The sequence below is a fragment of the Hoeflea sp. 108 genome (assembly GCF_000372965.1).
GTDB lineage: Bacteria > Pseudomonadota > Alphaproteobacteria > Rhizobiales > Rhizobiaceae > Aminobacter.
On record NZ_KB890024.1, the window covers coordinates 801,141 to 813,295 of the forward strand.

Sequence of the window (12,155 nt, forward strand, 5' to 3'; positions counted from 1 at the left end):
ACTACAGTTTCCCGTACTGGTTCTGGTAGGTTTCGAGCGCCGCCTCGAACTTGCAGAGGTTTTCGGCGGTGTAGGCGACGTAATCGCTGCCGGGTGCTGTGAGGTACAATTCCGAGACCATGCTCCACATCGCCTCGCGCAGCAGCGAGGCGCATTGCATGGCCGCATGGGAGCGGCGGATTGCCTGGTCGGGCTTGCCGCCGAAATAGACGGTCAGCAACTCGTCCGACTCCTCCGCCGTCATGCCGGCATTGGACGCCGTGCCGGCCAGATCGAACATCGCGGTCGAGAAGCCGGCATATTCGAAGTCGATGAGCCACAGCCTGTCGCCGTCGTCGAGGAAGTTGGCAGGCAAAAGGTCGTTGTGGCTGAAGATGACCGGCAGCGGCGCCTGGGCTTTTTCGAGCGCCTCCGCCAGTGTCAGGTAGCGCGGCAGTTCGGCAGCCATCCGGCTGCCACCAGCCTGGAGCGTGCGGGCATAGTCGCGGATGACATGGAAGGCCCAGAACATGAAACCTGCGCCCGAGACATGCCGCGGCATCTCCTCGTGGAAGCGCCTGACCAGAAGCGCGATGCGGGCGGCGTTGGCCCGCACGTCGTCCGCGCCATAGGTCCTGGCGCCGAGGAATTCGCTCACCATCACGCCAGGCTCGGCATATTGCAGTTCGGGCGCAAAGCCTGCCTCGTGGGCCGCGCGCGCCACCATCACCTCGCGGTCGCGAAACACATGGTGGAAGGGATAGTCCTTGCCGAAGCGAACGACGTGGCGCCCGGTCCGGTCCTCGACCAGCCAGCTTTCATTGCTGATGCCGCCCTTGAGCGGTGCAATCGTCACCGGGCCGTGCCACAGCGGCAGGGCGTGGATGCGGTCTTCGCTGTTCGACATCAAGCCCCTCCGTGCTGTGTCTTGGCGCGTTCCCCTCGCGCCCTGGTCCGGTTGCGTCCCAGTCTTGTTATCGGGCAGTCTCACGCGGCGGCAGCGGCAGTGTCAATCCGGAGTTGTGGTTTTTGCTGTTCTTTTGACCGTATATGTTGAGAATCTCGCCATGAATGCGATAGAGTCAGTCAGAGAAAATCTCAAAATCGGCCATTTAGGCCGTTCGAGCGGGGCCGCCTGATGAACCACTCCAAGCGTCACAGCGAAATCCTGCGCCTGCTCGAGGATGAGGGCACGATCACCATCGCCGATCTCGCCGACAAGCTCGGCGTGTCGCTGGAAACCGTGCGGCGCGACGTCAAGCCGCTCACCGCAAATGGTTCGATCCTGAAGATGCACGGCGCCATCGGTCTGCCGTCGGTGGTCGGAGAGGCGCCGTTCGAGCGGCGCATGCGCGAAAATGCCGAAGCCAAGCGCGCCATTGCCCGGGTGGTTGCAGCCACCATCCGGGACGGCGACTCGGTCATGCTCGACACCGGCACGACGACAAGCTACCTCGCCCGCGAACTGCTTGGCCATCGCCGGCTGACCGTCGTCACCAACTCGTCCGACATTGCCCGCACCCTTGCCACGGTCAACGGCAACAAGGTCTACATGGCCGGCGGCGAGTTGCGCAGTGACAGCGGTGCTGCTTTCGGCGTTTCGGCCATCGAATTCGTCAGCCGTTTCGCCGTCACCCACGCGGTAATCTCGGCCGGAGCCGTCGACGCCGAAAACGGGGTGATGGACTACAATCTCGAGGAAGCCGAATTTGCCCGCACGGTGCTGGCGCGTGGCCAGCGCTCGGTTGTTGTCACGGACCACACCAAGTTCGGCCGCAAGGGGCTTGTCCAGGTCTGTGGCTTTCAGGGGGTTGGCGAACTCGTCACCGACATTACGCCGCCCGCCGACCTGACCGACGCGCTGGCAACGGCGGGCACCGAGTTGACCGTCGCCGGCTAGAGCAGTTCCAGGAAAACAGCGGCGCGGCTTTCCGTCCGAATTGCTCAAAAACAAAGAGATAGAGGGGCTGCGTTTTGAAGAAAAGCGGAAGCGCTCTAGGCTCTGTTCTTTGGGAATACCAGCCGGAAACACGCGCCCTTTTTGTCCTCGGTGCAGGCGAGTTCGATACGGCCTCCATGCATCTGCATGATCTCCTGCACCAGGTTGAGCCCGAGCCCGGCGCCGTGGCCGCGCTGGCGCAGCCGGTAGAACGGTTCGAAGATCGTCTCGCGCTCCGCCGCCGGCACGCCGTCGCCTTGGTCCGACACCTCGATGGTGGCTGCCCGCGTCACCTTGACGGTGATCTGGCCTGAATTGCCGCCGTGCTCGATAGCGTTCTGGACCAGATTGGTGATGGCGCGCTCGATCGCCGTCTGGTCGCCACTGACCACCACCTTGCCGGGCACGGGCTCGAACGACATCTCGTAGCCGGCGGCAAAGGCCAGCGGGGCAAGATCGAACACCACGCTGCGCGCCACTGCCACCAGTTCGACATTTACAAGCGTTTCCGACTGTCGGCCAAGGCGCTGAATGTCGAGCAACTGGTCCGTCAGGTTCGACAGTCGTGCTGTGTCCTGCAGCAGCCGCGCCCGATCGGGTGTTGGCGGCAGCGAGGTGATGCGCGTGTTGAGGATGGCGACCGGCGTGCGCAATTCATGGGCGGCATCGACCAGGAAGCGTTTGTGCCGCTCATAACCCTTGTCGAGGCGGTCGAGCGCGCCGTTGACGGCTTTCACCAGCGGCGAGATTTCGGTGGGAATGCCGTCGACGGGAAGGCGGACGCCACGCTCCTCGACGTCGATCTGCTCGGCAAGTGCCGCCGCCCGGCGCATACCCTTGAAGGCATTGCGCACCACAAGCGGGATGACGATCAGGGTCGCCAGTCCCATTACGCCGCCTACGGGCAGGATGACATCGGTAAACAGCTCCGGCGTCACCGACACCAGCGCCATGATGTGGAATTCGCCTTGGGCACCGGTGAAAATCTGCACGCGGCCGGCCGCAGTATCGGCCCACTGCACGGTCGCCGACGTCTGCGTGCCGCCCAGCTTCTTCACGAAGATTGCGTTGTCGATGTAGTCGAGGGATGCCGGAATGTCGGTCAGCAGGGCCGGCACCTTGCCTTCCGAAATCGAGTGGCCGTCGGTATCGCGCACGATGAACCAGAGGTCGGGAACTTCGGCGCGCAATCCCGCGAGCAATGGCCCTTCCTTGAGGGTCAACTTGCCTGCGTCGTCCTTGCGCACTGTCTTGCGCAGCACGTCGATTGCCCGACCTTCGTAATTGTCCGGGATCACGCCGGCGATGGTCAGCCCGCCGAGCAGGATGAAGATCATCAGCGTCAGCAACGCCACCTGCAGCACCACAAGGCGCCACACCAACCGCCATTTCAGCGAGAGCGGGCGGAAGAAGCGCTTGACGGAGCGAAACAGCCGCGAAAGTCTCATGCGATCTCGCGCAACAGGTAGCCGACGCCACGCACGCCGTTGATCTCGACGCCGCATTCGGCTTCCGAAAGCTTGCGGCGCAGGCGCGACACATGGGTGTCGAGCGCGTTGGACTGGATCTCGTCATCGAGACCGAACACGGCTTCCATCAACGATGTGCGCTGCACCATGCGGCCCATGCGCCTGAACAAGGCTTCCAGCACCAGCAACTCGCGCCTGGGCAGCGTCATCGGCTCGCCGCGCACCGAAACCTCGCGGTGGCCGAAGTCGAAGGACAGGTCGCCGGCGCGGATGACCTGGGTCTGCATGTTCGCCGGTCGGCGCAGCAGCGCCCTCAGGCGCGCCAGGAACTCCTCGAAGGCGAAGGGTTTTGCCAGGTAGTCGTCGGCGCCCATGTCCAGCCCGTCGACCCTGTCGGAGATATCGCTGCGCGCCGTCAGCACCAGCACTGGCGTGGTGTTGCCGCGGGCGCGCAGCTTGGGCACCAGTGTCAGGCCGTCGCCGTCGGGCAACTGGCGGTCGAGCACGATGGCGTCATAGGCATCTTCGTTGGCATAATCGCCGGCCTCGAGCAGGGACGCCGCATGGTCGACCACCATGTCGTGCCGCTTGAGCGCCGTGCGTAGCGCGGAAGCCAGTTCCGGCTCGTCTTCGACCAGCAATATGCGCATCTTTCCCTCGACGGACGTCTTTACAAAGCGATGTGCGGCCCGGCTAGCGCTGTAACATTGCGAATACATTGCGAAAAGACGACGGCTCTCCTTACAACTGCCGAAATGCCATGGCCGGCTCAATTTCCCGCAATGCATGTGTAATCCTGTGGCCGCAAACAGCCAGCACAGGATGCCGGCGAGTGATTCGCTCCCGGATGATGTGCAAAAGAGGGTCGAAATGGCTGCAAGCGATACTTTGTCATTCCTCAGGGCATGGGCCTCGGCCCCCCTCAAGATAGGTTCCATCGCTCCGTCGGGCACCAGCCTGGCGTCGTTGATGACGCGCGAGATCGGCGCCGACGCCGGCAAGGTGCTCGAGCTTGGTGCGGGTACCGGCGTCTTCACCAAGGCACTGCTGGGGCGCGGCATCAGGGAGCAGGACCTGACGCTGATCGAGTTCAACTCCGATTTTGCCCATCTGCTGCGCCACCGCTATCCCGCCGCGCGCATCCTCGAGATCGACGCTGCGGCACTGCGCCATCTGCCGCTGTTCGACGGACCTGAACTGGGTGCTGTCATCAGCGGTCTGCCGTTCCTGGCCATCCCCCCGCGCCAGACGTCTTCGATCCTCGAAGGCGTGTTCTCCAACCTGCGGCCCGGCGGCGCCATGTATCTGTTCACCTATGGCTTCCGCTGCCCGATCGACCAGTCCTTGCTCGACAGGCTTGACTTGGAGGTCACGCGCGTTGGACACACCTTCCGCAACATACCGCCGGCTTCTGTCTACCGTCTTGTCAGAATGAAGCCGGCCAAGAGCTACGACTGGCGCTTTGTATGATCCCATCCTTTCTCGGTTTCGGCCTTGTCGGCGCGGCCTGCCTCGCCTTCACCGAGAAGATCTCTCCGGTGCCGCCGTCGCATGTGCTGCTGCTGTTCCTCGGCATGACGGTCGCGCCTGACATTCCCACGCTCGTCCAGTTCATGGCCGCGACCACGGTCGGTTCGACGCTCGGCTCGATGATCTGGTATGCGGGCGGCACCTGGCTCGGCCATGAACGAGCCGATGCCTTCGTCAAGCGCTTCGGGCGCTACGTGTTCCTGCGGCACGAAACCTATCAGCGGCTGGCGCAGGCCTATCGCCGCAACAATTTCCGGGCTTCGCTGGTGGCGCAGCTAGTTCCCGTCGCGCGCACCTATCTGGCGCTCGAGGCCGGCGTGCTCAGGCTGTCATTCGTGCCCTTTGCCCTTGCCACGCTGATCGGCGCATTCCTCTGGAACGGTGCGTTCCTGTTCGGCGGCTATCTGATGCGCGACGGCGACCACGACCCGGTGACGATCGGCTTCCGGATCGTCGCCATCGTCGTGGTGGCCGAGATCGTCTTCCTGCTGGCGCTGCGCCACAGCGCCCGAAAAGCACCAGAAACATCTGCCCCGAAACCGGACTCGGTTTTCGGGGAGCACGATGCGCAACCCCGATAGGTCAGGGCGCGCTCCGGGCGATATGCCGTGTCATTCCACGACGCGATAGATGTTCCAATAGGACGAGCCTGAGACCACCAGCGGCTCGAGCTTCTTGCCCCATTGAGCATGGGCCTCGATCTTGGAAATCCGGGCGAAGAAATCTTCGAGCTGCGCCAGGCTTTCGACATGATGATTGGCCTCGATCGTCGCTTCCTTGGCGCCGATCGAGCCGGTCAATATCTGCATCGCCATCTTGTCGGTGCCCGCCTGCGGGCCGATTTCGCGCTCCCACTGGCGCATGAGCTCGATTGCACTCTGCTTGTGCCCGAAGCGGGCGTCGATCTTCCAACGTGCCACGAACATGCTGCTCTCCCTCAAGGGTTGGGCGGCCTCCGTCTTTTACTTTAGCACTTGCTTGGATTTCTAACGAATGTAGCGGGGGCAAAAAGGAAAACGGCCGGGTCTTGCCCCGGCCGCACTGTGTCAGAAGTCCAATCTGTCGCTTCAGGCTGCGTCCTGCTTGGGACGCCGGATGGTGACGGAGGCCTCGATCACGGTCGGCTTCATGCCCACGCCACCGGCGTCGACCAGCTCGAAGAACTGGCGCCGCATGCGCGGATCCCAGAACTTGTTGATGTGCTCGGCAATGCCCGCGACGCCTTCGTCATGCGGCTTGGAATCGAAGAACGTGGCGATCTGGTTCGCCATGTAGACGAGCTTCTGCTTGGTGCTCATCCTGTCTTCGTCGTCATGCGACATTTTTCGCGGCTCCGGTATTCAAGCGGTCGGGATGGGTGAAGATGTCGAAATCGTCGCCGCGCACGAGTGCCACGAGCGTCATACCGGCCTGTTCGGCGGTACGGATGGCTAATGCCGTGGGCGCCGAAACGGCGATGATGAAGGGGGCGCCGATTGCCGCGGTCTTCTGCACCATCTCGACCGAGACGCGGCTGGTCACCACGACAGCGCCTGAGCCGCCGTCGATGCCGGCCAGGCTCAGAGCGCCGGCCAGCTTGTCCAGCGCGTTGTGGCGCCCGACATCCTCGCGCGCCGCGACCACGCCCTTGCCGGGCACATAGAAGCCGGCAGCGTGGACCGCGCCGGTCTCGGCATGCAGCGGCTGCATTTTGGAAAGCATTTTCACGGCCTGCACGATGTCGTCGGCGGAAAGATGCAATGCCGGCCGGTGCACGTCGCAGACGGAACGCATCGCCTCCTCGATGGATTCGATGCCACACAGACCGCAGCCGACAGGGCCAGCGAGGCGGCGCCTACGCTGCTCGAAGCGCGTGTTGGCCTTGTCGAACAGCCTGATCTGGATGTCGATGCCGGCCTCGACGTCGAGCACCTCGATGGCCTCGATCTCGGCTGCCGATCCGACGATGCCTTCGGTCAGCGAGAAACCGAGGGCGAAATCCTCGAAATCGGCAGGGCTCGCCATCATCACTGCATGCGTGGTGCCGCCATAAGACAGCGCCACCGGCGTCTCTTCGGGCACCATGCGGTTGGCCACCGACGTGCCGCTCGCCCGGCGGGCGAGGCGGGAGGTCGCGGAGATGGCGGGACGGTCGGTCATCGTTCGTCTTCCCGTTCACGGGGAGAAGATGCCGGCAGGCAGGTGAGGGGCAGCGCAAACCTTTCGGGGCTGGCACAGCCCCTCATCCGGCCTTGCAGGCCACCTTCCCCCCGTGAACGGGGGGAAGAAAAGGCTTGCGTCCCGCGCACGATCCTACTCCGCCGCTTCCATGTGGCCGGCGATGCGGCGGCTCTGCTGGGCCTGGTCGTTGTAGTCCTTCTGCCAATCCGACGGGCCGTTGGAAGGCGACACCTGCACCGCCGTCACCTTGTATTCCGGACAGTTGGTCGCCCAATCCGAGAAGTCGGTGGTGATGACGTTGGCCTGCGTGTCGGGGTGGTGGAAGGTGGTGTAGACCACACCAGGCGATACCTTGTCGGTCACAGTTGCGCGCAGCGTCGTTTCGCCAGCACGGCTGACCAGCCTGACCCAGTCGCCATCGCGCAGGCCGCGGTTTTCGGCGTCATGCGGGTGGATTTCGAGCAGGTCCTCGGCATGCCAGGCAACGTTTTCGGTACGCCGGGTCTGGGCGCCGACATTGTACTGGCTGAGGATGCGGCCGGTGGTGAGCAGCAGCGGGAAGCGCGGACCGGTCCGTTCGTCCGTCGCCACATATTCGGTGCGGATGAACTTGCCCTTGCCGCGGACGAAGCCGTCGATATGCATGATCGGCGTGCCCTCGGGCGCCTTGTCGTTGCACGGCCACTGCACCGAGCCCATCTTCTCCAGGAAGTCGTAGGAGACGTTGGCGAAGGACGGCGTGGTCTTGGCCACTTCGTCCATGATCTCGGACGGGTGCTGGTAGTTCCAGTTGAGGCCCATTGTCTGGGCGAGCTTCTGCGTCACCTCCCAGTCGGCATAGCCGTTCTTCGGGGTCATCACCTTGCGCACGCGGTTGATGCGGCGCTCGGCGTTGGTGAAGGTGCCGTCCTTCTCGAGGAAGGTCGAGCCCGGCAGGAAGACGTGGGCGTAGTTGGCCGTCTCGTTGAGGAACAGGTCCTGCACGACGACGCATTCCATAGCGGCCAGGCCGGCCGAGACGTGCTTGGTGTCGGGGTCGGACTGCAGAATGTCTTCGCCCTGGATGTAGATGCCCTTGAAGGTGCCGTCGACGGCGGCGTCCAGCATGTTGGGGATGCGCAGGCCCGGCTCGTCGTCGAGCTTCACGCCCCACAGGCTGTCATAGATGTCGCGCACGGCGTCGCCCGAAATGTGGCGATAGCCCGGCAGTTCGTGCGGGAACGAGCCCATGTCGCAGGCGCCCTGCACGTTGTTCTGGCCGCGCAGCGGGTTCACGCCGACGCCCTTGCGGCCGATGTTACCGGTCAGCATGGCGAGGTTGGCGATGCCGATGACGGTCGTCGAACCCTGGCTGTGCTCGGTCACGCCGAGGCCGTAATAGATCGCGCCGTTGCCGCCGGTGGCATAGAGCCGCGCGGCGCCGCGAATGGTCTCGGCCGGCACGCCCGACAGCTTCTCGACTTCCTCGGGGCTGTGGCGCGGGTCCGACACGAACTCGGCGTAGTCCTGGAACTCCGACCAGTCGCAGCGCTCGCGGATGAAGGCCTCGTTGAACAGGCCTTCGGTGACGATGACATGCGCAATCGCGGTGACCACCGCGACGTTTGTGCCCGGCTTGAGCGCCAGGTGATGCTCGGCCTGGATATGCGCGGACTTCACCATCTCGGTGCGGCGCGGATCGATGACGATCAGCTTGGCGCCGGCGCGCAGCCGCTTCTTCAGGCGCGAGGCGAACACCGGGTGCGCCGAGGCCGGGTTGGCGCCGATGATGAGTGCCACGTCGGTGTGCTCGACCGAATCGAAGTCCTGCGTGCCGGCCGACGTGCCGTAGGTCTGGCCGAGGCCGTAGCCGGTCGGCGAGTGGCAGACGCGGGCGCAGGTGTCGACATTGTTGTTGCCGAAGCCCTGGCGGATCAGTTTCTGGACGAGATAGGTCTCTTCATTGGTGCAGCGCGACGAGGTGATGCCGCCGATGGCGCCACGTCCGTACTGGTACTGGATGCGGCGGAATTCCTTGGCCGTGTGGGCGATCGCTTCTTCCCAGCTGACCTCACGCCACGGATCGGTGATGTTCTCGCGGATCATCGGGTTGAGGATGCGCTCCTTGTGGGTGGCGTAGCCATAGGCGAAGCGACCCTTGACGCAGGAGTGGCCGCGATTGGCCTTGCCGTCCTTCCACGGCACCATGCGCACCAGCTCTTCGCCGCGCATTTCGGCCTTGAACGAGCAGCCGACGCCGCAATAGGCGCAGGTGGTGACGACCGAGTGCTCGGGCTGGCCGATCTCGATGACCGACTTTTCCGTCAGCGTCGCCGTCGGGCAGGCCTGCACGCAGGCGCCGCATGACACGCACTCGCTGTCGAGGAACAGTTCATGCGCGCCGGGTGACACGCGGCTGCCGAAACCGCGGCCTTCGATGGTCAGCGCAAAGGTGCCCTGCACCTCTTCGCAGGCCCGCACGCAGCGCGAGCAGACGATGCACTTGGACGGATCGTAGGTGAAGTAGGGGTTGGACTCGTCCTTGGCCATCCACTTGAAGTTTTCGACGCCATTGTTCTTGGCGCGAACGTGGTTGTCGCCCTCATAGCCATAGCGCACGTCGCGTAGGCCTACCGCGCCCGCCATGTCCTGCAGTTCGCAGTCGCCATTGGCTGCGCAGGTCAGGCAGTCGAGCGGATGGTCGGAGATGTAGAGCTCCATCACGCCCTTGCGGATGTCCTTGAGACGCCCTGTCTGGGTGTGGACCACCATGCCGGGCATGACAGGCGTCGTGCAGGACGACGGCGTGCCGTTGCGGCCCTCGATCTCCACCAGGCAAAGCCGGCAAGAGCCGAAGGCGTCGACCATGTCGGTGGCGCAGAGTTTTGGAATGGCGATGCCCGCTTCCATCGAGGCGCGCATGATCGAAGTGCCCTCGGGCACCGTGACCGAAAAGCCGTCGACGGTCAGCGTGACCTGCTTTTCGGACTGGGAGGCAGGGGTGCCGAAGTCGATTTCGTGTACGAGACCCATGTTCTGTCTCCTATTCCGCAGCCTGAGCGACCGTAGCCGGCCGGAAATCTTCGGGGAAATGGTTGATGGCGCTCATCACCGGGTAGGGGGTGAAGCCGCCGAGAGCGCAAAGCGAACCGAATTTCATCGTGTTGCAGAGGTCGCTCACCAGCGCGAGCTGCTTTTCCGGCTCGATGTTCTGCTTGAGCTTGTCGAGCGTCTCGACGCCGCGCGTCGAGCCGATGCGGCAGGGCGTGCACTTGCCGCAGCTTTCGATGGCGCAGAATTCCATGGCGAAGCGTGCCTGCTTCAGCATGTCGGCGCTGTCGTCGAACACGGTGATGCCGGCATGGCCGATCAGGCCGTCGCGCTTGGCGAACTCTTCATAGTCGAACGGCGTGTCGAACAGCGCGCGGGGGAAATAGGCACCGAGCGGGCCGCCGACCTGAACCGCCTTGACCGGACGGCCGGTCGCCGTGCCGCCGCCGATCTCGTCGACGATCTCGCCCAGCGTCAGGCCGAAGGCCACTTCGAACAGGCCGCCATGCTTGACGTTGCCGGCGATCTGGATCGGGATGGTGCCGCGCGAGCGGCCCATGCCGAAGTCCTTGTAGTGCTGGGCGCCCTTGTCCATGACGATTGGAACGGAGGCGAGCGAAATGACGTTGTTTATGACGGTTGGCTTGCCAAACAGGCCCTGGATCGCCGGCAGCGGCGGCTTGGCGCGCACCACGCCGCGCTTGCCTTCCAGGCTGTTCAGCAGAGAGGTTTCCTCGCCGCAGACATAGGCGCCGGCGCCGGAGCGGATTTCGATGTCGAAGCCCTGCGAGGATCCCAGCACGCTCTTGCCGAGCACGCCGGCTTTCCGCGCCACCTCGACCGCCTTGGTCATGGCGGTGATGGCGTGCGGATATTCCGAGCGGATGTAGACGTAGCCCTTGGTGGCATGGGTCGCCAGGCCGGCGATCGCCATGCCCTCGATCAGCACGAAGGGGTCGCCTTCCATGATCATGCGGTCGGCGAAGGTGGCCGAGTCGCCTTCGTCGGCGTTGCAGACGATGTATTTCTGCTCAGCCGCGGTATCGAGAACCGTCTTCCACTTGATGCCGGTCGGGAAGCCTGCGCCGCCGCGGCCGCGCAGGCCAGACTCTGTCACCTGCTTGACGATGTCGGCAGGCGCCATCGCCACCGCATTGCGCAGGCCGGTCAGGCCGCCATGGGCCTCGTAGTCGGCGAGCGACAGCGGGTCGGTGATGCCACAGCGGGCGAAGGTCAGGCGCGTCTGCCTGGCGAGGAAGGGAAGCTTCTCAGGGTCGCCCAGCGACAGCTTGTGCTGGCCGCCATCGGCGAGGCCGGCGTCGAACAGCGAGGCGACGTCCTTGGCCGCAACCGGGCCATAGGCGACGCGGCCGGCTTCGGTCGCGACTTCGACCATCGGCTCCAGCCAGTACATGCCGCGCGAACCGTTGCGCACGATTTTCGCATCGATGCCGCGAGCGGCAATCTCATTTGCGATCGCCTTGGCGACCTTGTCGGCGCCGAGCGACAGAGCGCCGGAATCACCGGGGACGTAGATCGTCACGCTCATGAGCGGACCTCCTCGGCGATTTCATCGATCTTGTCGGCATCGAGGCGGCCGATCACTTCGCCGTCGAGCATGGCGGCGGGGGCGCAGGCGCACAGCCCGAGGCAATAGATCGGCTCGAGCGTGACTGCGCCGTCCTTGGTCGTCTCGTGGAAGCCGATGCCGAACTTCTGCTTGATCTGGGCGGCGATCGCCTCGCTGCCCATCGACTGACAGGCTTCCGCCTGGCAGACCTTCAGCACATGCCGGCCGGCCGGGTGATGGCGGAAGTCGTGGTAAAAGGTGAAGACGCCATGCACTTCGGCGCGCGACAGGTTCAGCGCATCGGCGATGATCGGCAGGGTTTCCTGCGGAACGTAGCCAAATTCTTCCTGGATGCCATGGAGAATCGGGATCAGCGGACCCTCGAGGCTCTTCATTTCGCTGATCACTGCCGCAGTTCTTGCGGCGAGTTCGGTACTTGCTGGCTGCATGACCACGCAGCGCCCTCCCTGACACTGGC

Annotated in this window: 12 protein-coding genes; 3 read left to right on the forward strand and 9 right to left on the reverse strand. The window is 64.2% G+C overall.

Going from position 1 to position 12,155, the window contains the following annotated elements; all coding sequences use genetic code 11:
* Position 1 precedes the first annotated feature (1 nt).
* Entirely contained in the window at positions 2-886 is an 885-nt protein-coding gene (locus tag B015_RS0103965; RefSeq protein WP_018426366.1) for a choline/ethanolamine kinase family protein, read from the reverse strand.
* A 231-nt stretch (positions 887-1,117) separates the two neighbouring features.
* Here B015_RS0103965 and B015_RS0103970 point away from each other — a divergent pair, with 231 nt between their 5' ends.
* Positions 1,118-1,879: a DeoR/GlpR family DNA-binding transcription regulator gene (locus B015_RS0103970; RefSeq protein WP_018426367.1), complete on the forward strand. Its 762-nt coding sequence runs from the start codon at positions 1,118-1,120 to the stop codon at positions 1,877-1,879.
* Positions 1,880-1,974: 95 nt separating this feature from the next.
* Here B015_RS0103970 and B015_RS0103975 read toward each other — a convergent pair whose 3' ends face one another.
* Together B015_RS0103975 and B015_RS0103980 are read right to left on the reverse strand one after the other, a co-directional pair.
* On the reverse strand, positions 1,975-3,366 hold the full coding sequence (locus B015_RS0103975) for a HAMP domain-containing sensor histidine kinase (RefSeq protein WP_018426368.1): 1,392 nt from the start codon (positions 3,364-3,366) through the stop codon (positions 1,975-1,977).
* Positions 3,363-4,037: a response regulator transcription factor gene (locus tag B015_RS0103980; RefSeq protein WP_018426369.1), complete on the reverse strand. Its 675-nt coding sequence runs from the start codon at positions 4,035-4,037 to the stop codon at positions 3,363-3,365. The genes B015_RS0103975 and B015_RS0103980 overlap by 4 nt, the downstream gene beginning before the upstream one ends.
* A gap of 220 nt (positions 4,038-4,257) precedes the next feature.
* Here B015_RS0103980 and B015_RS0103985 point away from each other — a divergent pair, with 220 nt between their 5' ends.
* Positions 4,258-4,857: a methyltransferase domain-containing protein gene (locus tag B015_RS0103985; protein ID WP_026226856.1), complete on the forward strand. Its 600-nt coding sequence runs from the start codon at positions 4,258-4,260 to the stop codon at positions 4,855-4,857.
* Positions 4,854-5,498: a DedA family protein gene (locus B015_RS30395; protein WP_018426371.1), complete on the forward strand. Its 645-nt coding sequence runs from the start codon at positions 4,854-4,856 to the stop codon at positions 5,496-5,498. The genes B015_RS0103985 and B015_RS30395 overlap by 4 nt, the downstream gene beginning before the upstream one ends.
* Before the next feature lie 30 nt (positions 5,499-5,528).
* Here B015_RS30395 and B015_RS0103995 read toward each other — a convergent pair whose 3' ends face one another.
* The 6 genes from B015_RS0103995 to B015_RS0104020 form a co-directional block, all read right to left on the reverse strand.
* Entirely contained in the window at positions 5,529-5,843 is a 315-nt protein-coding gene (locus tag B015_RS0103995; protein WP_018426372.1) for a hypothetical protein, read from the reverse strand.
* Between the two features lie 141 nt (positions 5,844-5,984).
* Complete coding sequence (locus B015_RS0104000; RefSeq protein ID WP_018426373.1) at positions 5,985-6,239, reverse strand: formate dehydrogenase subunit delta; 255 nt, start codon at positions 6,237-6,239, stop codon at positions 5,985-5,987.
* Entirely contained in the window at positions 6,229-7,056 is an 828-nt protein-coding gene (gene fdhD / locus B015_RS0104005; protein WP_018426374.1) for a formate dehydrogenase accessory sulfurtransferase FdhD, read from the reverse strand. Before fdhD ends, B015_RS0104000 begins: the two co-directional genes overlap by 11 nt.
* 153 nt (positions 7,057-7,209) lie before the next feature.
* Complete coding sequence (fdhF, locus tag B015_RS0104010) at positions 7,210-10,089, reverse strand: formate dehydrogenase subunit alpha (RefSeq protein WP_018426375.1); 2,880 nt, start codon at positions 10,087-10,089, stop codon at positions 7,210-7,212.
* A 10-nt stretch (positions 10,090-10,099) separates the two neighbouring features.
* A complete protein-coding gene (locus B015_RS0104015) occupies positions 10,100-11,656 on the reverse strand; it encodes an NADH-quinone oxidoreductase subunit NuoF (protein ID WP_018426376.1) in 1,557 nt (518 codons plus the stop codon).
* Positions 11,653-12,132 (reverse strand): formate dehydrogenase subunit gamma, encoded by a 480-nt coding sequence (locus B015_RS0104020; protein ID WP_026226857.1) that lies wholly within the window; start codon positions 12,130-12,132, stop codon positions 11,653-11,655. Before B015_RS0104020 ends, B015_RS0104015 begins: the two co-directional genes overlap by 4 nt.
* Between the last annotated feature and the right edge of the window lie 23 nt (positions 12,133-12,155).